Below are 24,906 nucleotides of genomic sequence, written 5' to 3'. Positions count from 1 at the left end.
CGTCGCTACCCCCGTTTGGGATCACAAAGATGACCCGTTTTTTTGAGCTGGCAATAGGGAAAACAAATAAAAGTGAAAGAAAAGTTCAATGTACCTGACAATCAGGTAAAAAAAGTTAGCAAAAGTTTTCACGCTTATACAAGACTCAGTATTTGAAGCCCGGAATGGCCCTATCATGCCTTTTACCTAATTTATAATTGCGAAACGTGTACCTCACCGAAACCTCGTGCGCCCCACCGGAATTTCTCCACCCCAGTCTCGAAACAGTAAAATCATAGCTATATCCTACCTGCAAATCATTGGGTAGGGAAAAACCCATCAGCGCAATCAAGGCTTCATTATTTGGAAGTGCATGCTTGGTGGGTAGACCTCTGTACCACAACCCGACGATCACCGGTGCATAAAACAATTCTGCCCCCAAATCCAATTGATCAAATTCCCCCTGTCTTTTGTAATTAAAGGCGAGAGAAAGGGTCCTTTCCTGTAAAATATTGTTAATAACATCCCCAATCGCCGGGCTAAACAAATCAAACGTAGCCCCGCCATGAATCGAATACCGGATCGGTAACCTATTCTCCTCCATTTGAAGAAAAGAGGTGTAGGGCCTTGTCAAATGGTGCGCAGCGATCCCCAACCAAAACTTATCATCGTAATAATACAGGCCAGCGTTGATGTCCTCATGCGATCTCTGGCTAACATCCGTGACCCAATTGACCCCCTCTCCGACGACTATTCCCCGATCTATATCCAATTGAGTTCCCAGTACAATACCTTCCACATTGACATTCCGATTCACAAAGCTGGCCTGTACACCTGCGTGCAAATAGCGTTCTTCCCCCAACCGGACCCGGTAGGAATAGGTAAGCCCCAGGTCGATGTTTTGCATCTGTGCAAAGGTATCCCTAGTTCCATTTACAATCACCCCTACACCGCTATTCCTGTGGGCAATGAAATGGTCAAAGTAGGCAGAAAAAGTATTGAAGCTATGATCCAAACCCGGCCATTGATTACGATAATTCATCCCCACCCGGGTCCATTCCGTACTTCCGGTAAAAGCCGGATTTAAATAGATAGGAGCGGCGTAAAATTGAGAAAATTGCATGTCCTGTGCCCCAACCTGTTGATTAGACAGGGCTACAACCAAATAAACCGTTAGCTGTAGTAGTTTCTTCATCTGATTAACAAGAATTTTCCAGACCGGGATACCATTTCTCCCCTGGTGGTTTCAAAATCGGCCCGGTAGGCATAGGTTCCCGGAGGTAGGGGGCTGCCGTCTAAGGTACCATCCCAACCCTCTCCATTCATATCTGTAGTCTGAAACAAAAACTCCCCCCAACTACTAAATATCTTGAGGTCCATCGAAGCGATTCCCTTCATTTTAGGCATGAAATGCTGATCCTCAGAACGCGTGGGAGTAAATCCGGTAGGAAACATAACCCGGTACGTTCTCCTGATGGTTATCGGCATTTGATAAGTGGACTCACACTCAGTACCGGTCATGACCGTAAGCGTCACTATAAATTCCCCCTTCTCCCCGAATACATGGGAAGGCGATCGTTGATTGCTTTCCGTGCCGTCCCCAAAATCCCAAGACCAGTTCTGCGGAAGACCGGCCGATTGATCTAAAAAACGAATCCGGTCATCGGCAAGGATTCCATCCGCTGATTCCTCCTTAAGGCCAGTGGCATTGAGTACGTAATCAAAGTAGGCCTCCAATGGTTCATCAGGTACGCTAACCCTGAACGTAACCGGATCCGACCAGCAGTCGATTTCCCTGGGTTTTACCCTCAAATAATAAAGCCCCTCCTCTGCAATACCTGTAATGCCTTGGTTTTCGAAAGTTGCTCCTCCCTCTGCTTCTACCTGATAGTCGTATAGCGTCCCATCGAAGTCAACGATGTAATCCCTTACATCGGGAAATTCGTCGGGCTGGCAAGCGAAAATCGAGCCCGCTATTTCGAGATCCGGAAATTCAGGGTAATTTATTTGACTGGTATCCGTCAACAATTGGCAACCCTGGAAGGATTGTACCTTAGCAGAATAATCTCCAGCCTCAGTTACCATTAGTTCGGGTTCGGTCTCTCCTTCCATGAGGTTCCCATCTTTATACCATTCATAAGAAATAATGGGATCCAGTGAATACACACTCAGAACCAGTTCTTCTTCCGGGCAAGCTTCCACGGATTGAAGGGGGAGGTCATTGATCATGAGGGTAATGGGTTCGGGGGCTTCGTATACCTGCAGGTTTATGGCAGATCCGGATGATGTTTTCCCATAGTTATCCGTGACTGTAAAATAGGCCCCGACCTCTGATCCGTTAAATCCTTCATTGGGGGTGAAAGAAAACTGTCCTCCTTGCCCCAGGTATTTAAAGGTTCCCTCCTGAAGCTCCAGAATTCCGCCGGTTCCTTCACAATCTCCTTCCAGACAAGGATCTGCGTTTTGTCCGGGAATGGCTTCCTGAGACTCAAAAAACCGCAAACAGGATATTCGTGAATTTTCATTCGGTAAACTGACTTTTTCTGCAGGTATTTCGAGAAAATTTTCTTGCCCCAGGCACACTGTTAAATCTTCTACCGGCTCGGTAGCTGGAAAGGCAAGGTCATCATCATCCGCCACTTCTATCAGAAGATTTCGTATTTCATGAACATTGGTCTGCCCACCGGTAGCAGCTGCAAACCCAATTTTAAGGGTTTCGGGAGCGGGATACGGATAGCTCACATTCTCCAATAACGAGATTTGCCTGGGATTTCCTTCAACAGTAGTAAAGATCATTTCCACATCCAATTGGTACCCTATTCCCAAATCATCCGGGATTAACTTTACCAGCACTTTCCGGTAGCCGGGAGTGTCGGGGTCCGCTATTCTGCCTGTCCCAATACCTCCCGAACTAATTGGAAAACGTTGATCGGCAGGCAATCCAAAAATACCTCCTTCATTGGTTTTGACACCTGCGATAAATTCGTAGCCGTTCATTCCCTGACCGGGGCCGCGAACAATGATGCTATTTGGGTGCAATAAGGAAGATTGGCCTGGGAAACTTCCCCTTTTTCCTTCCGATGTATTACCGAAATTCCCAAAACTATCAAAACCGATTCCCATATAAGCCCGGGTCAGGCCATTCGTTCCCACCCGGGGAGCGTAACCCAGAGAGCCGCCAAACCCGCCCGGTGAAAATCCGTTGCTGGCTCCATCAAACAAAAAAACCGTCAGACCATCTGCCCCATCTCCTCCATAACTGAAATATTCAAAAGAAGCCTTCACCCCAAAACTGGAGTAAAAAGGAATATCGATGTACACGTATCCCTTTTGATCCATTACCGCTTCTGTAAGACGCAAGGTACCGTCAAAAAGCTTGGCATTCCCACCCAGGACGGTTTTTTGTCGTTGTATTTGCCCTTGAAACGATTCGCAATAGGGAAATCCTTGCTGCCCATGCAGCCTAAAGGAGGCATGAAGCAAACAAATCAGGATTAGGAGAGCGACTGGTTTGGGCATAATAAATTGAAAGATAATAAAGAAGAACCCTTTAATTCAACCAAAATTATCCTTTGCAGTCAGATAAGCAATTCGGCTACCGAAGGGCTTTACACCCGATACCCCTAACGACCCTATCCACTCAGCAAGAAAACCTGGGTAATTCTAGATCCGGTATTAAGATAGGTAAATAAAAATCAAATCAAAAAAGGCTTCTTTTTTATGGTAAAAAGAAGCCTTTTTTTGCGTATAAGATTTGGTGAGACCTATTTCAATATGGTCTTTTTTCTGTCGGGTCCTACCGAAACCATTTTTATGGGAACTTCTAATAACCCCTCCAGGTACTCCACGTAATCCTTTAAAGGTTTGGGGAAGTCATCGTATTTCTGAACGCTGTCCAGGCTGCAATTCCATCCTTTTAGTTCCTGAAAAACCGGCCGCAACTCCTGGCTGGTACCACTCAATGCCAACTGGTCGGTGACAGAGCCGTCCGGGAGCTCGTATCCGGTACACACCTTAATTACCTCAAAATTATTTAGCACATCCGCCTTCATCATAAAAAGCTGAGTCACGCCATTGATCATGATGGAATATTTCAGTGCTGGAATATCAAGCCATCCGCAGCGCCTGGCCCTGCCGGTGGTGGAGCCAAATTCGTTGCCTTCCCTTCTCATTTTTTCTCCGTCAGCGTCAAAAAGCTCGGTTGGAAATGGTCCGCTACCTACGCGGGTGCAATAGGCTTTGAAAATTCCAAAAACCTCTCCAATGGAAGAAGGGGGGACACCCAGCCCGGTGCAGGCTCCGGCCGTCATGGTGCTGCTACTGGTAACAAAGGGGTAACTGCCGAAATCAATATCCAACAAGGCTCCCTGTGCTCCTTCTGCCAACACTCGTTTTCCTGATTTTATGGCTGCATTTACCTCAAATTCCGTTTCCACCAATTGAAGCGATTTGAAAAAGACCACCGCTTCGAAAAAATCCTCCTCAAGTGCAGGAAGGTTTTTAAGACTATATTGATAGTAATCTAAAATAGATTGGTGCCGTTTCACCAGTTCGTTGTACTTCTCCTCAAAATCGGGAGCGAGCATGTCTCCCACCCGTAGCGCCATTCTGCCAATTTTATCCTGATAGGTAGGGCCGATTCCTTTTAAAGTAGACCCAATTTTTTTATCCCCTTTTGATTTTTCGTACGCTGCATCTAGTAATTTATGCGTCGGAAGAATAATGGTTGCTTTCTTGGAAATCGCCAGGTTCTGCCTAAAATTAATATTAAATTTCTTCAGGGCTTCTATTTCCTTTCGGAGTACCACCGGATCCAATACAACCCCATTTCCAATAATATTCTTAATATTTGATCTAAAAATACCACTAGGGATTTGGTGCAATACGTGTTTAATACCGTCAAACTCCAAGGTATGACCGGCATTTGGGCCTCCTTGAAACCTGGCCACCATTTCATAGTCTGGTGCCAGGTAGTCCACTACTTTTCCCTTGCCTTCGTCACCCCATTGGAGACCTAAAAGAACGTCCATTTTCATTGTATGTATCAAATAATATAAAGTCGATATTCAAAATTTGCCGTGAAGATTGCCAGTATTGTAAAATTTTACAACTTACAACTCGGTTTTATTCAAAATAAAAATTAATCTGCGCCTTACCTGGATTCATTTAAGGCATCTTCCAGCGTGTCAAAAACGGTAAAAATGTTGTTTAACTTCGTGATGATTAATAACTTTTTCACATGCTCGGAAGGAGATGTCAGGTAAACCTCACCATCAGCATTTCTCATCTTGGTGAGAATAGTGATTAAAACACCGATTCCACTTGAACTTATGTACCTGACCTGACTAAGATCAACGATACACTTTTTAATATTCTCTTGTAGCCCATCGGAAACCATCCCCACCAGTTGTGGACCTGACTCATCGCCAATCAAATCCCCTTTGATCTTCAATATCAGGATTCCGTCCTGCACATTTGATTCAAATGCTGCTTTCATCGATTAACTGTTGTTATTTTGCGTTTTTTCTGATCTTACTTCTTGCTTGTATTCGCAATTATCATCCGTGCAGTTGCCGTATAGCAATAACGAATGATGAATAATGTTAAAATTCAGGACTTCACCCACTGTGTTTTGAATATTCTGTATGCGGGGATCGCAAAACTCCTTCACCTGATGACATTCGGTGCAGATAAGATGATCGTGCTGCTTGTATCCATAGGATTTTTCGTACTGGGCCAGATTTTGTCCAAATTGATGTTTGGTGACCAAATCACACTCCACCAATAAATCCAAGGTATTGTAAACGGTAGCGCGACTTACCCGGTAATTTTTATTTTTCATACTGATATACAGTCCCTCCACATCGAAATGTCCGCCCCGGCTGTAAATCTCCTCCAATATCGCATACCTCTCTGGTGTTTTCCTCAGCTTTTTGTTTTCCAGGTAGGCAGTAAATATTTTCTTTACCTTTTCGTAAAGACTTTCATTTGAAGCCATACGTTACTTTTTTTTACAAATATACAGTTCTTAATTTAAAAAGGCGGCTTTACCCAGGCTAATCGAATCGCGCCACTTTCAGAACGCCAGATACCCGTGAAAGGTTGTCGATGAGTTTCTCGAGGTGGTGGGTACTGTGAACGTAAAGCTTGATACTTCCTTCGAAAATTCCACTGTCAGAATCTACCGTGATGGAGCGCATGTTTACCTTCAGTTCATTGGAGATCACTTTGGTAAGGTCGCTGATCAATCCTACCCTATCGGTTCCTACAATCTTCAGCCCCGCTAAAAAGGCAATTTGCTGCTGACTGGTCCAGCGGGCCTTTATTACCCGGTTGCCATGATTAGATAGAAGCTCCAATGCATTCGGGCAGGCTGTTCTATGGATTTTAATTCCTTCATTAACGGTTACAAAACCGAAAACATCATCCCCGGGAATGGGATTACAGCATTTGGCCAGGATATAATCCACCACATCCATATCTTCCCCGATGAGTAGCTGATCGTGGTCGGGCCCTTTCAGGTTTTTGATCTCTTTCGTAAAGGATTTTTCATCCGTAACGTGAAGCAAGGGATTCTTCCTGGATTTTTTCTTTTGCTTAAAGTCCCTGAAACTTTTTATGGCAGTAGGGTCAATGATCCCACGGCCGACCTTATAATAAAATTCCGAGGTGGTCTTGGTTTCAAAAAAAGCTCTTAGTTGCTCTACGATTTCAGAGGAAAAATCGATCTTCATCTGCTTAAGCTTTCTCTGAACGATTTCTTTCCCGTCCAACATGTAACCCTTTTTCTCCTCTTTGAGGGCATCTTTGATTTTTGCCTTTGCCCTGGAAGTCACAACGGATTTCAGCCAATCTTCGGTGGGCCTTTGCTTATTAGAAGTGAGTATTTCTACCTGATCTCCATTTTTTAATTTATGCCCGATGGACACCAGTCGCTGATTCACTTTTGCCCCGATACACTTGGCTCCCACTTCCGAGTGAATCTCAAACGCAAAATCCAGTGCAGTAGCACCAAAGGGCATTACCTTCAAATCGCCTTTAGGCGTAAAAACGAATACCTCATCCTGGAATAAATTTCCCCTGAAATCATCCATGAATTCGATGGCCGAACCATCGTTATTTTCCAGCAATGTCCGCACCTGGGTGATCCATTCATCCAGACTTCCCGCTGCTTTCTCGGGAGCATTTTCCTTTTCTTTATATTTCCAATGGGCAGCATACCCTCGTTCGGCAATATCATCCATGCGCTGCGTCCGGATCTGTACCTCCACCCATTGTCCGGTCTGGCTCATCACCGTCGTATGCAAGGACTCGTATCCATTCGCCCTGGGAGTACTTATCCAGTCCCTCAGCCGGTCAGGGTTGGGTCGGTAAAAATCCGTAACAATAGAGTATGCCTGCCAGCAATCCGCTTTTTCATTGTCGTAAGGAGTATCAATAATGATGCGGATCGCAAACAAATCAAACACCTCCTCAAAAGGGATATTCTGGGATTTCATTTTATTGTAAATGGAGTACACCGATTTAGGCCGCCCTTTGATGACAAAATGAAAGCCCTGATCGTGTAGCTCTTTCTCAATGGGCGCAATAAACGTTTTAATGAATTTATTCCTGGAAAGCCTGCTGTCCTTTATTCGCTTAATTATAAATTCATAGGCATCTCTGTCCACGAATTTTAAATGCAGATCCTCCAACTCAGATTTAATGGAGTATAGCCCCAACCGGTGAGCTAAGGGGGCGTAGAGAAACTTTGTCTCCGAAGCGATTTTTAGCTGCTTGTGCCTGGGCATGGATTCCAGGGTCCGCATGTTATTCAGTCTATCAGCCAACTTTATTAAAATCACCCGCACATCATCGGAGAGGGTAATCAGCATTTTTCGGAAATTTTCCGCCTGCTGGGAGGTACCATAATCAAAGACTCCTGCTATCTTAGTCAAGCCATCGATGATTTGGGCTACCTTAACACCAAATTCACGCTCAATATCTTCGAGCTCAAGGTCCGTATCTTCTACCACATCGTGAAGTAGGGCGGAGACGATACTGGTCGTTCCCAAACCAATTTCTTCCACACAGATCAACGCTACTTCCAGGGGATGGTAGATATAAGGCTCTCCGGATTTTCGCCTCATCTCTTTGTGCGCTTCACTGGCCACATTGAACGCTTTTTTGATCAATTTGGCATCTCCGGATTTTAACAAGGGTTTGGCAACTTTCAGTAGCTTGCGATACCGTTTGAGTATTTCCTTCCTTTCTTCGTCTACATCAACTTTGATCATACGATACAAGTTATAAAATTAATCCCTTCGAAGAAATCAAATCTTAAAGTAATATTTTTATTTTTTTTAGACTTAGATATTGAAACTTTAAAATTGATGATTACCTTTGCATCCACATTAAAAAAACATCGGTATACCATCAAAAAACAATCTACCGGAAGATAAGACCGGGGATTATAAGCAAGCCGGTTTTACAATTTAAGGTGAAATAAGTAAGATACTTATTATTTACTCATTGCGGATGTGGCGAAATTGGTAGACGCACTAGACTTAGGATCTAGCGCCGCGAGGCATGGGGGTTCGAGTCCCTCCATCCGCACAACCTTTAAAATCCCTCGATCTTGATTTTTTGGTGAATCAGGATGGAGGGTTTTTGTTATTGGTAAACACTAAATACAGATCCCTTGGAAATTACATTAGACAAACATGCGGCCAACGAAGCCTCCGTCAAAATAAAATTGGAGGAAGCTGATTATCAACCAAAAGTTGATGCCAAAATAAAAGACTACGCTAAAAAGGCAACTATCAAGGGCTTTCGCCCGGGAAAAGCCCCCTTTGGAATGGTTAAAAACCTTTACGGCACTTCTGTTTTGTTGGAGGAAATCAATGGCATTTTGTCCAAATCCCTGAACGATTACCTGAAAGAACAGGAATTTGAGGTGTTGGGAGATCCCCTTCCTCTTGAAGAAGATTCCCAATCGATCGATTGGAAAAAGCAAAAAGAATTCGAATTCGAATATAAAATTGGCTTTGTCGACAAAATCAATGTTAACCTGGACCAAAAGTTTGAAGCCAAAAATTATTCCATTGAGCTTTCCGATAAGGAAGTAGAGGAGGCGTTGGACAATATCAAAAAGCAATATGGGAAAATGACCAATCCCGAAGAGAGCGGGGAAAATGATTTCCTATATGGCGACCTGAAAGCAGATGATGAGAGTTACGAAGAGACGCTTTCACTGCCTCTTAAAGAGATGGACGGTCGCTCTGTCAAGAAATTCCTGGGTGTTAAAAAAGGAGACAGTATTGCTTTCGACCCCTCCAAAGCGATCAAGGGGGATTTGGCGGAAGTACTGAACATCGCCAAAGAAGATGCCGAAAAACTGCAGGGAAACTTCACCTTTACAGTCCAGAATATTAACCGTACGGAAGAAGCCACCTTGGACCAGGAGCTTTTTGACAAGGTATTTGGCCCTGATCAGGTAAGTAGTGAAGCTGAGTTTTTGGAAAAAATTAAATCCATCCTTACAGAAAATTACCAAAAAGAGGTGAGCGTTTTTAATGAGGAGCAGCTCAAAGAAAGCCTGATCAAAAACCATCCCCTTGACCTCCCGGAAGAATTCTTAAAAGAATGGTTGATTCGCGCAAATGAGGGGAAATTCAGCAGAGAAGAGGTGGAAAAGGAATTTCCGGCTTATGCCAAGCAACTGACGTGGTCCTTGCTGTCCAACCAGATTGCCAAAGAAAATGAAATCAAGGCGGAGCACGAGGATGTACTCGAAAAAACAAGAGCAATGATTCGGGAACAACTCGCTTCTTCGGGAATGGGCTCTCAGATGGAAGAAAACATGGACATGTTTTTGGAAAACTACCTGCAGGGCAATGAAGGTAAAAATTACATGCAAATGATGACGGCTGTTCAAAATGAAAAGGTCCTGGATTTTGTCCGGGATCGGGTCAAGCCGAAGGAAGAACAGATCGGCGTAGAAAAGTTTAAAGAACTACTCGAAAACTAATTGTAAAAATTATTTGTTCATAAAAAGTCCTTTTGTAAGGGCTTTTTTTATTTTTGTATCCGTGCAATAAAAAATTAGACGATGAATAAAGAAGAATTCAGAAAATTTGCAGTTAAAGGACAAGGCATTAGCGGAAACACCTTTGACCAATATACCGAGTCCGTTGAAAATATGACCCGCGCTGTCATCGAAGAGCGACCTACCAATTTTAGGGAAATAGATGTTTTTTCCCGATTAATTATGGATAGGATCATCTTTTTGGGAACGGGAGTAGATGATCATATTGCCAATATCATCACGGCACAGCTTTTGTTCTTAGAATCAGTAGATTCAAAAAAGGACATTTTACTGTATATCAATAGCCCCGGAGGATCCGTTTATGCAGGTCTCGGAATCTATGATACCATGCATTACATCAATCCGGAGGTGGGTACCATCTGTACGGGTTTGGCAGCGTCCATGGGGGCTGTTTTACTGGCCGGAGGCGCAGCTGGTAAGCGGGCAGCCTTGCCGCATTCACGGATTATGATCCACCAACCATCCGGCGGGATGCAAGGACAATCGAAGGATATGGAAATCACCGTCAAGCAAATCCTGGAGCTTAGGACCGAATTGTACGAAATTCTCGCCAAACACAGTGGTAAAACCGTCGAAGAAATTGAGAGAGACTCAGATAGGGATTACTGGATGAGGGCATCTGCTGCCAAAGAATATGGTTTGATTGACGAAGTATTGACGCGAAAAGAAAAAGAATAACTGAATGGCTCAAGTAACGTGTTCCTTTTGCGGCAGAAATAAAAAAGACGTGGACCTGATGGTCTCCGGTATCTCTGCGCATATTTGTAATTATTGCATCGAACAGGCTTTCCAGATTTTGGGAGAAGAGGACAAAACCAAGAAACAGTCCAAAAAACCAAAATTCAAGCTAAAAAAGCCAAAAGAACTAACTGCCTATCTGGGTGAATACGTGATAGGACAGCAAGAGGCTAAAAAAGTGCTAACGGTGGCCGTTTACAATCATTACAAACGACTGGGACAAAAAGAAGAAAAAGACGATGATGTGAAGATCGAAAAATCCAACATCATCATGGTGGGAGATACAGGAACCGGGAAAACCTACCTGGCAAAAACACTGGCAAAAACACTGGAAGTGCCCTTCTGTATCGCTGATGCAACCGTGCTTACCGAAGCAGGATATGTAGGAGAGGATGTAGAAAGTATTCTTACCCGCCTGCTTCAAGCTGCCGACTACAATGTGGAAGCAGCGGAAAGAGGCATTGTCTACATCGATGAACTGGATAAAATTGCGCGGAAATCGGACAATCCGTCCATTACACGTGATGTAAGTGGGGAAGGTGTTCAGCAGGCGATGTTGAAATTGCTGGAAGGCACGGTGGTCAACGTGCCCCCGCAGGGCGGTAGAAAGCATCCGGACCAAAAAATGATCTCAGTCAATACCGAAAATATTCTATTCATTTGTGGGGGTGCATTCGATGGAATCGGAAGGCACATTGCTGGAAGGTTAAATACCCAACCCATGGGATTTAGTAAAAAATCTACGGGAACTGAAGTTATTGACAGGACGAATCTGCTGCAATACGTAACTGCCCAGGACCTCAAAGCCTATGGGTTAATCCCCGAACTGATCGGCAGACTCCCCGTCATTACCCATTTGGATCCGCTGGATAAAGCCACCCTCAAAAGGATTTTGACGGAACCTAAAAATGCATTGACCAAACAATATGTAAAATTACTGGCCATGGAGGATGTGACCCTGACCTTTGAGGAATCGGGAATTGATTTTATCGTGGAAAAAGCGGTGGAGTTTAATTTGGGTGCCAGAGGGCTTCGGTCCATTTGCGAGGCCATCATTACCGATGCCATGTACGAATTGCCTTCCGAAGAAGGGGAGCAAAACCTGGTCATCAACCTGGAATACGCCAGTTCCCAGTTCGAAAAATCAAAATTTAAGAAGCTTCAGGTCGCCTGATACCAGGCTAATGTTTCTATACTTTATTCAAGCCTCTCGTCACTACGAGAGGCTTTTTTTATTGGAATAACAAAAATCGACTTTCGATTATAAACCTGATCCGCGGGGACATGATGCTAGCATCGGATCAGCCGACGCAGCACCTGCTGCTGGGCAGGGTAAAATAGCATTCGTGATTCTAAACCTTTAGCTGCAAGGAAGCTCAAAAGGGAAACCAGCCCTTGGCAAATGCAAGTTGCCACGATCTTTAAAATCTGTCTCCGGTTGGCTAGGTTTTAGCAGCAGAAACGGTGGGAATCTTAAACTTAGAAAGACTCCGCCGCAGAGGCCGGACAAAAGGGTTGGCAGTGACGAAATTGACGGATTTTCCGAATAATCAGGTTATAACTACTCTTTATTGCAACTATTCTTAGTTATCTTTTTGCTCCTCGGTCAGGGATCGATAAATCAATTTGGCCGTTTCCCTGGAGGCTTGTTGGGTTCCAATCTTTTCCAATAGGGACTCGTAACCCTCCAATTGAACCTCTCTTTTACGTCCATCAGAAAGCAAAACCTCCAATTCCCTATTTACGGTTTCTGGAGAATAATCTGTTTGGATCAGCTCTTTGACCACTTCCTTTTCGGCAATTAAATTAACCAGGGAAATAAATGGCACCCGGATCAATCGTTTTGCAATGGCGTAGGAGATGCCGCTGGTCTTGTAAACCACCACTTGAGGTACCTTAAACAAGGCCGTTTCCAAGGTCGCCGTTCCGGAAGTTACCACCGCTGCCCGGGCATGATACAGGATATCGTAGGTTTGATCAAAAATCACCTTTATTCCGGCGGCAATTGCTTCATTGTACACGTCGGCGGGCAGATTCTTTACCCCTGCTACTACCCAATCTACTTCTTTGAGTTCAGATTTCAAAGCAATCATGGTTTGCAGCATTTGCCGGATTTCCTGCTTCCTGCTTCCCGGAAGCAGTGCTACCAGCTTTTCGGCCTGGATTTGGTACTTCTGCAAAAAATCAGGGTCGGGCTGGAACTTCTTTTTTTCGTCCAATAACGGGTTGCCCACGTAGGCCACCTGCCAGTCAAATTTTTTGAAAAATTCCGGTTCAAATGGCAAAATGCAGTAAAGGTGATCGACGTACTTTTTTAGCTTCAACGCCCTGTTTTGGTTCCAGGCCCAGACTTTGGGAGCAATGTAATAATGGACCGGTATCCCCTTTTGGCTGGCAAAAGCAGCCATCTTCATATTAAATCCGCCAAAATCAACCAGTATCAAGGCATCTGGCCGGTGGTCCAGCAGGTCTGCCTTTATTTTATGCAGATACTTCACTACCCTCCGGAAATGAAGCACCACCTCCACAAAGCCCATCAGGGCCATTTCCCGGTAATGAGCGGTCAGCAAGCAGCCCGATGCCTGCATGTAATCCCCACCCATGCCTCTGAATTCAGCATCGGGATCTTCTTTCTTCAACTCATATAGTAAGTTGGAGGCATGCAGGTCTCCGGACCGTTCTCCGGCGATGATGTAGTATTTCACCCGACTGGAGTTTGTTAGTTTCGATAGGGGCTATTCACCATAGTATTCCACAAAATTACGAGGCGTTTCGTACAGGGTAAGTTTGTACAGCCCCCCTTCTTTGACCAGCTCATCTACTTGGGGCTGGAGTATTTTCCAAAATTCCATGACCAGGTTTTCGCAACTGGCCATTTTCCCCGTCATAAACGGCACGTCCACGTTGAGGTTTTTGTGGTCGACCTTGTCGATTACTTCCCGGCGAATAAGGGTGCTCAACTGCTTTAGATCCACCACAAAGCCGGTTTCCGCATCCGGCTTTCCCTTGATGGTGACGATCAGTTCAAAATTATGACCGTGCCAGTTTTCATTGGCGCAGGGTCCAAAAACGGATTTATTTTTCTCTTCGGACCATTTCGGATTCCATAATTTATGGGCTGCGTTAAAATGTTCCTTCCGACAAACGTGTACCATTGCTTCTATTCAATTGAAGCCACAAAGTTACATAAAAATGAAGCAAAAGTAGCCGCCTGCCCGGGGAAACTACCGAAGCAACTTCATTCCAATGGAACGGCCATTCTACTCTTTGGTCACCTTGAAGGAATGAACCTCCTTTGCCGCCTGTACCCGAATCAGGTACAAGCCTGGCGAATGGTTAAAATCCAAGACAAATTCCGCGCCGGGTGCCGTCTTGGAAAAATCATCCCGCTGCATTTCCCTTCCGATGGCATCGTAAATCCTTACGGACACTTCCCCTCGGTAATCGTTATTGATAAACAGGGAAAGGCGGTCCTCAACCGGATTGGGACCGATGGAATAGCCGGCTCTGCCAGCAAAGGACTCCTCATCAGTACTGGAAACCACGACGATATCGGAAATACGATTGCATTGATCATCGACCACTGCGACCTGATAGGCTCCTCCATCCAACACCTGAATGGACCTTTCGGTAGCTCCTTGAATTAATTCACCATCATTGTACCATTGGTAAGAAGAAGCGGGCAATACCGAGGTGAGCTGGGATCCGTTGGCTACAATTTCCGGCTTTCTCAGGGAGTTGGAATTGATGGTGACCTGCTGACTAAAATCAGTCGTACCGCCCGGGCCGGATATTTCGAGGTTCACATTATAGATCCTGGCATTAGCAAAAACAAAGGTAGGCTGGCTATCCGTGGAGCTACCCTCGTTATCGAAATCCCAGCGATAATTCGTAATGGTTCCTTCCGATAAGTTGATGAACTCGGTAAGACCACCCGCACAGTTAAACCGAACCTCAAAATTGGCAAACAGCACGTTTTCACAATCGATATTACTCCAATTGGCAGCATTAATGACGGAGGATTGGGGATCAAGGTTGATAACCGATGCACCCGTTAAATCCACATTTTCCACGCTGAGCCCTTCAAAACAGTATTTTCTATAGGGTTCATGGACAAAGGTTGCTTTTCCGGAAGATCGGATCACCGTTTGATCGTTAATCCCACCTGAATGGCTCACTGATTCGCGCACCAGGAACGACTGACCCTCAGTAAGGACCAATTCAGCTCCCCCTACCAATTCAAGCCTATCTACTTCCGTATTGTTCTGCCTGATCAGGGTTTCTCCACTAAGTTCCAGCCGTCGGATGATTCCGGAAGCCACTATTTCCAATTGCCCCCCCAAATTTTTTAAACTAGCTACGCTATTGGTTGCCAAATCTTCATAAGTACCGGCTTCTCCCGTAAATACGATCGCCAAATCCGTTTCCAGGGCAGCGTTATTTGAAATTCGAAGGTTTTCAGTGAATTCCAGGACCCCCAGGTTACCCATCAGTGTGGCATTTCCAGCCATATCAAACTGATTGACAGCAAGCGAATCCATCGCGAATTCCACCGCTGCTTCCGCTATCTGTAAGCGGTTCACTTTGGGTACGGAAAGTACTCTCCATCTACCTTCGTCAAATACCATGTCAATATCGGCGAAATTTAATCGGCCGAAATCCAATATGTTTTCGTTTTGATCTGCTCCCTCAAATAAAATCCTTCCATCCCGAACTTCGGTAAGGTTATTACTGGACCGGAATCCATTTCTGATCAACAGTTCATTTTGATTCAAATCCAAAACCCAGGAATTTTCGCCGAAAATATTCAGACTGAACACATCGGTGTTTTGGGTTAAGGAAATGGTTTCCTGAGAAATCGTCCGGTCAATAACCACCCGAGTACCTTCATCAGGAATTCGGTTTGCTGCCAGCCCATCACTGGCTAAGGACCAATTTTGGGGATTATCCCAATTGCCATCCTCCCCTATCCAATACAGCGTGCTTGTCTGTCCATCAGAAACCCCTGCTGAAAATACCAGACTGAATGGTTGTTGCCCGTTGGTCAAGGTGCCCTTATGACTGACCTGCAGGGTGTACCGCTGGGGGGAAGGGTTGTTAATCAGAATTTGCTCTACATTATCTCTGAAATTGTCGTTTTGGTTATTGGCTATGGCCGTAGAACCGTCCAGTGGATTCAGGGACCAGGGGAAATAGGTGGTTCCATTTTCATCTATAATACGTAGATCGAGGTCGTTTACAAGCATCAAGTCTGTCGGATTTAGCCGGGGTGATGGCGGCGTACCGGCCGGATCTGTCCAGGAGATCGTCGCTTTGATGGGTTCGATACCATTGGATATAAACTCAAATTCATACACGTCATCTTGCCGAAGATCCTGTTCACGGATTATTCGGGAACTACCATCCTCGTCAATGATCATCCTGGCAGCTTGCTCCGCATCCAACAGCCCCCACCCGAACATATAGTCAGGCCCGGGGTTCATTCCCGCTTCTTTCGCCGTTTGTATGGCCAGTGCTTTTACAGTGGCTGAGTGCATGTACCTGCCTGCATTCCGATCGTTGTAGAGCTCCTGCAACAGCAGCAGGGAGCCGGATACATTGGGAGTCGCCATGGAAGTACCGCTAAGATTGGCGTAACTGTCTGCTCCATTGGACTCCAAAATGGCAGCGCTAAACACATTCACTCCCTTTCCTACCAAATCAGGCTTTATTCTTCCATCGTCCACCGGACCCCAACTGGAAAAAGAACTCATGATTACATCGGATGGACCGGCATAATCATCCAACATATTGACGGCTCCGATGGTCAGGCTGTTTTTTGACACCCCTTCCGGGCCAATGGAATCATCCGGGCCGTCCGCATCCCGGGATCCGTCTCCCACATCCGAACGGTCATTACCCGCGGCCCACACAATGGTATAATAGGGTTTACTGTAGGCAAGTTGATCTATTTGTCTCGACTTATTGGTATAAAACCCAAAGCGGTAATCCTCATCGGGGCTTACACTTTCATTTCCCGCCCAAGACCAGTTGTTGTTGCTATCTCGGAACCATCCCATCAAAAACCCATAGGAATGATTCGATACCAGGTGTCCCTCAGGATTGAGATCGGGATCGAAACTGTTCTGACTCATTTTGGAAATATCCGCATCCCAGTTAAACGCCCAGCCCGTGGCCTGATTGGCCATTCCACGGGCATTGCTATTGTTTCCAGATGCCAGTATGGTACCCGTTACATGGGTAGCATGATTACTTATCTCTTCGGTTGACCCATCAATCTGAGTAACCCGATTTCCAAATTCATTGTGCGTTGCCTTGGGGCGGGTTTGGTCGTAGATTCCGATGACCATGCCAGCACCTGCCAGATCCAGGTTTAAGCTTCCTCCTTGCTGCAAAGCCCTTGTACCGGTTGTCTCGGCCGCCCCTACATTATAAGTTGTATAATAAATAGGGTGGTTTTCATCATCCAGATACTGAAAAACAGCCATCCGTTCATCAGCTAGCCTCATCCTAACCGGTATGCCTAATTGCGCAGCAATGCTTGCTTTTTCAGCCGGCTGCAATTGGTAGCGTTGCAGGTTGTTCTGTAGGTTTTGGAACAATTCCGTCCTGACTCTTCGCAGTCCACTATCAGAATCACCCGAAATTTGAGCAAAACCCATCCCTCCGGTCAGCAAAAAGGCAATTAATATGAGTGTTTTTTTCATCTGAATTTCTCCCTAAGTCTCTGATAATTTACCAGGCTTTTTCCTTTTCTTCTTTAAATCTGGCTGCGGACGGGTTAATCCACCCGGGTCAAGGTGGTCACTCCGCTTTCCTCCGATTCTTCCGTTCTCCAGCTAATCCGAATGGTACCATCTTCATTGACACTTCCCGTACCGTTGAAGGTATCTTCCCCAAAAACAAGGTCGGGTTGGTCGGTGATGGTAATCTCTCCACATAGCTCAGTGAATACCGCCGGATTGTCCTCGGCACCAAATACCTGCGAATAAACTCCTCCCGTAATATCTGAAATCCGGTAAGTAAAGGGTTCCAACTCGGTGATCGTAACTTCGTAATTTACCGTACCACCGGTACCTACTGTCACTGTATTGTATATGCCCGCCAAATCCGATGGGCAAGAAAGGCGGATTTCAATGGTTAATGAAAAGTAATTGGTGCTAATCTTGGTTTCGCCAGCGTCCAGAATAGTCAAGGTTAAATCAGGCATTTCGTCGGTAGCCAGGTTGCCGGTCAAAATTTCCAGCGGTACGTCTACAAAACTACTATTAGCCGGAATGACCACCTCTTTATCTTCCAGGCGGTAATGCACCCCTTCTACGGCCGTTGATGTGGGGTCTACGCCCAATAACACGGGGACAGGCTGATCCACCTGAATTCCTACCAGGTTTACCCGAACAAACTCCTGGTCTACCTGATTGTCGTCTACCTTGGTCATGATTTTCTGAATGGTATTATTAGGCCTGGAAGCGTCATCAAATTCCACCTCCATGCCTTCCCAAACGATATTAAATCCAGATTCATCCATACAAGATGAGATCCAGCAAGCCATGCCCAGAAATAGGAAAAATCCAACGGTTTTTAGTTTAGTAGCCATATATCAATATCCTGGGTTTTGCTCAAGGTCTTCATTTAATTGAATTTGTTCAAGTGGGATATTTGCCAGGACACGGTAGTCGGTGTAAGGAACCTCCAGAAACTCTCCGTGCTTGCTGATATCCCTTCCATTACGCTTCAAATCGAAAAACCGGTGCCCTTCCAGCGCAAATTCCAGCCTTCTTTCCTGCAATATACGGTTGAGAAGCGCTTCGCCTGACAGCAGATTATCCACTGGACCCAGCCCACGTTTGGATCGCAGCGCATTGACATCTTCTCTTGCTCCCCGTGGATTATTTTGATACCTGGCTTCCGCGCGGATCAGGTAAAGCTCTGCTGCCCGAATAACGGGGAGGTTTTCTAAAAAGTCTCCCTTATACCCGGTCCATTTTCTACTGGCATATACCGGCCCTTCGATACCTTCTCGGGTGGTTTCTCTCCAGCAATCTCTTCGCACATCCTCCTCTTCATAAGCCGACATGAGCTCGTTAGAAGCTCCAAGGATAAATTGTGCGGCCGGTTCATTGTCAGAAACCAGGGAATTCAGACTATTGTTTACTCCATCCACACTGCTCCAGTCCACCTGCCGGAGTTCAAGTTCAAAAAGGGATTCCGGATGGGGTGCTCGGGAGAAGCCTTGTACGTATTGACCGGCTTCTGATAACCCATCCCCATTGGTGCGCAATCCAAGCAAGTTCATGGCTGAGGTAGCTGCCCCCTCTGCATCCTCCATGCGTCCCCAGTAGAGGTAAAGCCGCGCCAGTAAGGTTAGTGCAGCACCGGCATTTGCATAGTAAACTCCCTCTGAGCCGATGGGTACCGCCCCCACTAATGGAATGGCGGCCAATAGGTCACTCTCAATCTGCGCATACACCTCCTCCACGGTGGATCTGGTTCTAAAATCCGCATCAGAGGCAACTAACGTCGGCGATAACCGCAATATCGGTCCTAAATTAAAACCATCCACTTCTCTCCCCGGTTCGTATCCATATACCCTGCACAGATCAAAATAAAACAAGGCTCTCATAAAATAGGCATCCCCTTTAATGAATGACTTTTGATCTTCATCCCCCTCCACACCTTCGTCATCTATGGTTTCGATGATCAGGTTAGCATCGTTTATTCCACCGTAGACCACTCCATTCCAAATGGCAATGTGATCCCTGTCCCCATTCGCTTCTTCCCCCTGATACCTGCCGGTATTCGCTACCAATCGTAGATTGTCTGCTAAAATCTCCGGAGCAATCATCATGGTTTGACCATAATAACTGAAGCTATTCGCCCTGCTGTACATGGAGTTCGCTACCGACTGGTACCCGGAAACGTCATTAAAGGCCACCTCTGGTGTCAGACTTTGCCTGGGTGTTGTGTTCAGGTCGGTACAAGCCACCATGGAAAATAGGGCCAAAATGGAATAATAGAAACTATATTTGATCTTTTTTATCATCACTATCAAAAGGTAAGGTTGATACCTGCGGTAATCTGCCTGGCAGTAGGATAGGTTCCGTAGGTATCCCCGAGGGAGTTTACCTCCGGATCCAATCCGTTATATTTGGTCAGGGTCCAAAGATTAAGTCCCTGAACGAACACGTTCATTTCTTCAATTCGTGCTTTGGACAACAGGCTTTGGGGCAAATTATAGTTGAGCGTTATTTGCTTGAGACGTATATAACTGCCGTCCGACACTTGCTTGGTTGAAAACTGCTGGTAACCCGAATGACCGGGGATTCGCCCCCCTTCATAGGGCCGGGGTACATTGGTAATTTGTCCGGGTGTTCTCCAAAAATACAACTGGTCCACGGTCTGGTTATCCTGCCCGATAGAACCCGCCTGCGCCATGTTGTACAGGTCTTGATTAAAGGCCAGGTTTCCGTATTGGTATTGGAAGAAGATTTCCAGGCTTACCGGTCCATACGCCAGGGTATTAGACAGCCCGCCGTAGGTCCAGGGAAGTGCACTTCCTATGTATTTCTGATCATCATCGGCGACCAGATAAGTGTATTCGCCATTTTCATCAAAATACATGGGCGACCCGTTAGCAGGGTTAACACCTGCGTAATCGTAGCCGTAGAAAAAATCAATGGGTTTTCCAACGATCAGTTCATTCCCAATGCGGTCAAGCCCTTCGTACAGCTCGAGTAGTTCGTTTGAGAAAATAGAGGTATTGAATGCCGTTGTCCAGCGAAACTTACCCCAAACAACATTGGTGGTTTGCAAATCAAAATCAATTCCCTCATTTCGGACCTTTCCGGTGTTGCGGGTAATCGCTCCAAACCCCGAGTCGATGGGCAACTGGGTTTCAAACAGCAGTTTTCTGGAGTCCTTTCTCCAAACATCCACTGTAGCAATGATGCGGCCATTGAACAAGGTGGCGTCCACTCCAAAATTGGTAGATGCCGATTCTTCCCAGGTTAGCTGATCGTTTCCCAATTGCACAAAGCGAAGGGCACCGCCTCCCAAATATTGCCCGGCCGACCCTACCAGCGTTCTGGATTCAAAATTGCCAATATTGGAATTTCCGGTAACGCCATAGGAGGCCCTGACTCGCAAATCATCCACCCAAAGGGCATTTTCCATAAACCTTTCCGAAGAGATTCTCCAGCCAGCAGAGACGGCTCCAAAATTCCCCCAACGAGTATTCGTTCCAAAACGGGACGAGCCATCCCGTCGAATGGTGAGGTCAAACGTATATTTATCGTCGTAATCGTATTTCGCCTGCCCAAAAAACCCAGATCGTGCATACTCGGTATAAAAGCCGCCTACATCAAACGGCTGTGCCGCATTTTGCAGATACCTCAACACTGGATTCGGAAAGCCCCGGCCCGTTGCGGAGGTGTTTTCCTGGGTTTCCATTTTGTATTCGTAGCCCAAAATCCCGGAAAGGGTATGCACCTCATCAAATTTTTTGTTGACATTGAAGTTGGCATTTCCATTAGAGTTGACAATTCTTCGATCAACAAAAGTGGATGAACCACCATAACTGGCGAAGGCAGGAATGGTGGAAGGCCGGTTGTTTTCGTCCCTGTTGTCGGAAAAATCAATCCCCCCGAAAGCGGTAAAGCCTAGCCAAGGAAGTATTTTATAATTAAACTGTAGGTTGGATACGGATTGATAACTGGTTCCGGTTCTCAACTCCTGCCGCACTCCCTGGACTATATTATAGCCAAAAAGGTGTTCGGATGGGTATTCCGCAAACGTACCGTCCTCATTGTAAATAGGAACGTTGGGTCTGGAAACATAGCCCGCCACAAAGGGACTGTTGACAAAGTTTCCCCGGTCGATGGTACCATTGGTAATCTGCCTGGATAGGGAAAGATTGGCATTAATACTAAACTTCTCATTTATATTATGGGAAAGATTCATCCTTCCGGTAGTACGCGAATAATCCGATTCGATCACCTGTCCCTGATGATAGGTGTGGGATCCGGAGATAAAAAACTGGGAGCGTTCATCCCCTCCTGACAGGGAAACATCGTAAACACTTAACCTGCCATCTCTGAAAAGCGCGTTTACCCAATCGGAATTCTGAATATCCGTATCGCTGGGACTTCCAAAAATGTCTTCTGCGTCTGCAGGGTTAAGCCCGGCGTTGATGTAGGCCTGTCTTTTAATAGAGGCCAGTTGATTGGAATTCATCACATCGTAAAACCCAAGTGGTTGAACAAGCCCTTCCTGGGCAGAAACCCGAACTTTGGTCTTACCCCTTTTACCTCGTTTTGTAGTTATCAACACCACGCCATTAGCCGCTTGTGCGCCATAAATAGAGGCTGCCGCCGCGTCCTTAAATACTTCAATGGATTCGATATCGTTAGGGTTGATGGAGGCAAGGGCATTTTGCGGTCCCTGGCCTGAAAGTCCACCGGAAGCCACCTGAACCCCATCGACAATGTACAGAGGTTGGGTACCTGCATTGATGGAGCCAACCCCTCTGATTTGAACATTCAACGTTCCTCCAGGCTGGCCGGAACCGGCCGTCACCTGAACACCCGCTACCCTTCCTTGCATGGCCCTGTCGAAGGATTGCATCGGCAAATCCTGGAATATTTCTCCTTTGACGGAGGCAATTGAACCGGTCACTTCTCGCCGCGTCTGGTCCCCATAAGCCGTAACCACTACCTCATCCAGGGAGGTCACTTCCGGGACCAAAACCACGTCTACCCGATCCCTGTTTCCAACGGTAACCGTCCTCGGCTGCATTCCCACAAAACGGAAAACCAGGTCGGTTTCACCATCAAACAGTTCAATCTGGTAATTGCCGTCGATGTCGGTAATGGTACCGGTATCCGTGCCTCTTACCATCACCGTCACTCCAGGAATCGGTAATTGTTCCTCCTCATCCGTCACCGTTCCGCGAACGGTTCGGCTTTGCGCTTGGGCCAGAGAAGCTAGAAAAAGGAATAATAATAGTAGTGGTAACGCTTTCTTCATGATATCAATTGAAGTGAACAATCAATTTTATACAAATTACACGGATATTCCAATCAATGAGGGGAAAGTAAACGGATGATCAGCTTGTTTTATGAAAATATAAACGCTGAAAGCATCATTCGGTTTATGAAATCATGCTTTTTATCTACCAATTTATTGTATTATCACTTCAATTCTTCGGTTTAAGGCCCGGTTTTCCTCCGTATCATTGGGCCTGAGGGGCTCTGAAGCCCCTTTTCCTACCGTGTCTAGCCGGGATTCCACAATACCCGAAGCCCGCAGAAATTCCTTCACCGTTTCGGCCCTATTGGTACTGAGGGTTCGATTATAGGATTCCGAACCTACATTATCCGTATGCCCCGCGATGGTAATAGCAAGGGAAGGATGTGCCTTCAAGAATTTAACCAGCCGATTAAGCGAGCTTACCGAGGCTGGCTTTAAATTCGTATCATCAAAGTCAAAAAATACATTTTCAAACACAAAATGGCTTCCTGAGGCAATGGGCTCCAAAAATACGTTCAGGTTTTTCTTATTTTTCAAACTGTCCCTTTCCACATTGTAAATCTTGGGCATAAAGCCTTGCTTTTCCACATACAGTCCTGAAAAGGCGCTGTCTGGATAAATCATGGTAAAGGTACCTTCCTCTCCCTCAGACCGAAAACGATACAAGGTGCTGTCGTTATCTAGGTTGACCAGGGAGAGCATGGCTTCCACCGGCTCGCCAGTCTGCTCATTGACCACCCTTCCTTCTGTCACAATCAGCTTTTCTCCCAGGTCAATGCTTTCCGGGAAGTCAAAGCGGTACAAAAAAGAGCTATCGACCCTGCCTTGATGAAAGCTGTTTTCGGTATAGTAGGCATAATCTTTTTGAGCGGCAATGAAAAGGGCCAACTGATCCTTCTGATCATTGATCGGATAGCCCAGATTTTCCGGACTGCCGAAACCTTCCCTTTGGAGCTTACTCATATAAATATCTTTTCCTCCAAAGCCCACATGGCCATCCGATGCGAAGAAAAGAACGGTGTTATTAAAGAAAACAAAAGGAGAAACCTCATCTCCAGAGGTATTTACCTGTGTTCCCAAATTAGTAGCGGCAGCCCATTGCCCCTCTTCCGATCTCCTGGAATACCAAATATCATTTCCCCCTTCTCCTTCAGGCCTGTTGGAAGAAAAGAATAAAGTACTCCCATCCGCTGATAGGGAGGGTTGGGAATCCCAAAATCGGGAATTGACACTTCTCCCCATGTTCCGGGGCCTTTGCCAGGAGCCGTTGATTCGTTCGGTCAGGTACAAATCACAACTCCCAAAGGAGTCCGGCGTGTCGCAGGAAGTAAAAATCAACAGGTTACCATCGGCGGAGATGGTACAGGTCCCTTCATTGTAGCGGGTATTGATAGCCACCGATATGGGTTCTGGAACGGTCCATTGCCCCTTTTCGAAATTGGAATAATAAATATCCTCATGGTCCCGAACCGATGTACCGTCCCGTTTGGTAAAAAAAATCCGCCTGCCATCAGCCGTCAAAACCGGAAAATACTGCAATTGGAATCGATTTAGAGGTGCGGGCAGCTTTTCTTTCCGAAGCTTCAGGGGGTTTTGAATCCCTTCTTCAATGACTTCAAGTTGCTGTTTTTTTTGCTGATAATGATCCGACTCCAGAAATTCCGTTGTGAAAAATGCACGACTGTCTTGAATTACTCGCAAGGCCTCCATAAACCGGCCCATTTCCAGTAAAATCTGCCCCTCAATCCAACCTAACTGACCACGGTAAAAATCGCTATCCTTGATCAAAAGCCTATTTTGTCCCAGTTTCACTACTTCCAATGCTTCCTCAGGCCTTCCACTGCTTAGGAGTGTTTGGGCATGGCGGATGTAGGCCTCGTAAAAATCCTTGCTCCTTTGGTAAGCTTCCTGAAATTTTTCCCGGGCTTCGGGAAATTGCTTTCTGCTGAGCAGGACTTCTCCTTCTTCGAAATATTTTATCGCCCGTTTGTCAATAATGGAATATTCCTGACCCGAAACCTGAAGGCAGGTAGCCAGCAAAAATAGGGAGAATAGGAGTACCTGCCGCTTCATAT

The 24,906-nt window shown here is 45.9% G+C and carries 16 protein-coding genes and 1 tRNA gene; 4 read left to right on the top strand and 13 right to left on the bottom strand.

Translation table 11 applies throughout. From position 1 onward, the window contains the following. Window positions 1-145 precede the first annotated feature (145 nt). From GJS45_RS21980 to GJS45_RS21955, 6 genes are all read right to left on the bottom strand, one after another. Entirely contained in the window at window positions 146-1,174 is a 1,029-nt protein-coding gene (locus GJS45_RS21980) for a PorP/SprF family type IX secretion system membrane protein (RefSeq protein ID WP_162344042.1), read from the bottom strand. Then, a complete protein-coding gene (locus tag GJS45_RS21975) occupies window positions 1,171-3,498 on the bottom strand; it encodes a PKD domain-containing protein (RefSeq protein WP_162344041.1) in 2,328 nt (775 codons plus the stop codon). Before GJS45_RS21975 ends, GJS45_RS21980 begins: the two co-directional genes overlap by 4 nt. A gap of 245 nt (window positions 3,499-3,743) precedes the next feature. Continuing rightward, window positions 3,744-5,015 carry an adenylosuccinate synthase gene (locus tag GJS45_RS21970; protein WP_162344040.1) on the bottom strand — a complete coding sequence of 424 codons (1,272 nt, stop codon included), beginning with the start codon at window positions 5,013-5,015 and terminating at the stop codon, window positions 3,744-3,746. A 116-nt stretch (window positions 5,016-5,131) separates the two neighbouring features. Next, window positions 5,132-5,476 (bottom strand): STAS domain-containing protein, encoded by a 345-nt coding sequence (locus GJS45_RS21965; RefSeq protein ID WP_162344039.1) that lies wholly within the window; start codon window positions 5,474-5,476, stop codon window positions 5,132-5,134. Between the two features lie 3 nt (window positions 5,477-5,479). Continuing rightward, window positions 5,480-5,977, bottom strand: coding sequence for a Fur family transcriptional regulator (locus GJS45_RS21960; protein ID WP_162344038.1), 498 nt, complete (start codon window positions 5,975-5,977; stop codon window positions 5,480-5,482). A gap of 58 nt (window positions 5,978-6,035) precedes the next feature. Next, window positions 6,036-8,255 (bottom strand): RelA/SpoT family protein, encoded by a 2,220-nt coding sequence (locus GJS45_RS21955; RefSeq protein WP_162344037.1) that lies wholly within the window; start codon window positions 8,253-8,255, stop codon window positions 6,036-6,038. A gap of 237 nt (window positions 8,256-8,492) precedes the next feature. Between GJS45_RS21955 and GJS45_RS21950 the strand changes: the two genes are divergently transcribed. The 4 genes from GJS45_RS21950 (at window position 8,493) to clpX (ending at window position 11,978) form a co-directional block, all read left to right on the top strand. Beyond that, window positions 8,493-8,574 (top strand) — tRNA-Leu (locus tag GJS45_RS21950). 85 nt (window positions 8,575-8,659) lie between these two features. After that, window positions 8,660-9,988 (top strand): trigger factor, encoded by a 1,329-nt coding sequence (tig, locus tag GJS45_RS21945; RefSeq protein ID WP_162344036.1) that lies wholly within the window; start codon window positions 8,660-8,662, stop codon window positions 9,986-9,988. A gap of 81 nt (window positions 9,989-10,069) precedes the next feature. Next, on the top strand, window positions 10,070-10,744 hold the full coding sequence (locus GJS45_RS21940; RefSeq protein ID WP_162344035.1) for a ClpP family protease: 675 nt from the start codon (window positions 10,070-10,072) through the stop codon (window positions 10,742-10,744). 4 nt (window positions 10,745-10,748) lie between these two features. Beyond that, window positions 10,749-11,978, top strand: coding sequence for an ATP-dependent Clp protease ATP-binding subunit ClpX (gene clpX / locus GJS45_RS21935; protein ID WP_162344034.1), 1,230 nt, complete (start codon window positions 10,749-10,751; stop codon window positions 11,976-11,978). A 409-nt stretch (window positions 11,979-12,387) separates the two neighbouring features. Here the strand turns inward: clpX and lpxB are convergent, their stop codons facing one another. From lpxB to GJS45_RS21900, 7 genes are all read right to left on the bottom strand, one after another. Next, a complete protein-coding gene (gene lpxB, locus GJS45_RS21930) occupies window positions 12,388-13,509 on the bottom strand; it encodes a lipid-A-disaccharide synthase (RefSeq protein ID WP_162344033.1) in 1,122 nt (373 codons plus the stop codon). A 30-nt stretch (window positions 13,510-13,539) separates the two neighbouring features. After that, a complete protein-coding gene (locus tag GJS45_RS21925; RefSeq protein ID WP_162344032.1) occupies window positions 13,540-13,959 on the bottom strand; it encodes a 6-pyruvoyl trahydropterin synthase family protein in 420 nt (139 codons plus the stop codon). 105 nt (window positions 13,960-14,064) lie between these two features. Further along, the gene (locus tag GJS45_RS21920) at window positions 14,065-17,511 is read right to left on the bottom strand and encodes a S8 family serine peptidase (RefSeq protein WP_162344031.1); all 3,447 of its coding nucleotides are present in this window, start codon (window positions 17,509-17,511) and stop codon (window positions 14,065-14,067) included. A 74-nt stretch (window positions 17,512-17,585) separates the two neighbouring features. Continuing rightward, window positions 17,586-18,401, bottom strand: a complete 816-nt coding sequence (locus GJS45_RS21915) for a DUF4843 domain-containing protein (RefSeq protein ID WP_162344030.1) — start codon at window positions 18,399-18,401, stop codon at window positions 17,586-17,588. A 3-nt stretch (window positions 18,402-18,404) separates the two neighbouring features. After that, a complete protein-coding gene (locus GJS45_RS21910) occupies window positions 18,405-19,847 on the bottom strand; it encodes a RagB/SusD family nutrient uptake outer membrane protein (RefSeq protein WP_162344029.1) in 1,443 nt (480 codons plus the stop codon). A 5-nt stretch (window positions 19,848-19,852) separates the two neighbouring features. After that, on the bottom strand, window positions 19,853-22,828 hold the full coding sequence (locus GJS45_RS21905) for a SusC/RagA family TonB-linked outer membrane protein (RefSeq protein WP_162344028.1): 2,976 nt from the start codon (window positions 22,826-22,828) through the stop codon (window positions 19,853-19,855). Window positions 22,829-22,981: 153 nt separating this feature from the next. After that, window positions 22,982-24,904, bottom strand: coding sequence for an OmpA family protein (locus tag GJS45_RS21900; RefSeq protein ID WP_162344027.1), 1,923 nt, complete (start codon window positions 24,902-24,904; stop codon window positions 22,982-22,984). Between the last annotated feature and the right edge of the window lie 2 nt (window positions 24,905-24,906).

Origin of the sequence: Cyclobacterium salsum, from assembly GCF_010119245.1 — a bacterium.
Classification (GTDB): domain Bacteria; phylum Bacteroidota; class Bacteroidia; order Cytophagales; family Cyclobacteriaceae; genus Cyclobacterium; species Cyclobacterium salsum.
Note: the sequence above shows the minus strand (reverse complement) of the source record. Positions and strands in the feature narration are given on the sequence as shown.

Coding starts and splice junctions, on each gene's coding strand:
- GJS45_RS21965 (WP_162344039.1), bottom strand. CDS start 5,476: ATGAAAGCAGCATTTGAATCAAATGTGCAGGACGGAATCCTGATATTG.
- GJS45_RS21960 (WP_162344038.1), bottom strand. CDS start 5,977: ATGGCTTCAAATGAAAGTCTTTACGAAAAGGTAAAGAAAATATTTACT.
- GJS45_RS21980 (WP_162344042.1), bottom strand. CDS start 1,174: ATGAAGAAACTACTACAGCTAACGGTTTATTTGGTTGTAGCCCTGTCT.
- GJS45_RS21925 (WP_162344032.1), bottom strand. CDS start 13,959: ATGGTACACGTTTGTCGGAAGGAACATTTTAACGCAGCCCATAAATTA.
- clpX (WP_162344034.1), top strand. CDS start 10,749: ATGGCTCAAGTAACGTGTTCCTTTTGCGGCAGAAATAAAAAAGACGTG.
- GJS45_RS21975 (WP_162344041.1), bottom strand. CDS start 3,498: ATGCCCAAACCAGTCGCTCTCCTAATCCTGATTTGTTTGCTTCATGCC.
- GJS45_RS21915 (WP_162344030.1), bottom strand. CDS start 18,401: ATGGCTACTAAACTAAAAACCGTTGGATTTTTCCTATTTCTGGGCATG.
- GJS45_RS21970 (WP_162344040.1), bottom strand. CDS start 5,015: ATGAAAATGGACGTTCTTTTAGGTCTCCAATGGGGTGACGAAGGCAAG.
- GJS45_RS21910 (WP_162344029.1), bottom strand. CDS start 19,847: ATGATAAAAAAGATCAAATATAGTTTCTATTATTCCATTTTGGCCCTA.
- GJS45_RS21905 (WP_162344028.1), bottom strand. CDS start 22,828: ATGAAGAAAGCGTTACCACTACTATTATTATTCCTTTTTCTAGCTTCT.
- GJS45_RS21955 (WP_162344037.1), bottom strand. CDS start 8,255: ATGATCAAAGTTGATGTAGACGAAGAAAGGAAGGAAATACTCAAACGG.
- GJS45_RS21900 (WP_162344027.1), bottom strand. CDS start 24,904: ATGAAGCGGCAGGTACTCCTATTCTCCCTATTTTTGCTGGCTACCTGC.
- GJS45_RS21920 (WP_162344031.1), bottom strand. CDS start 17,511: ATGAAAAAAACACTCATATTAATTGCCTTTTTGCTGACCGGAGGGATG.
- GJS45_RS21940 (WP_162344035.1), top strand. CDS start 10,070: ATGAATAAAGAAGAATTCAGAAAATTTGCAGTTAAAGGACAAGGCATT.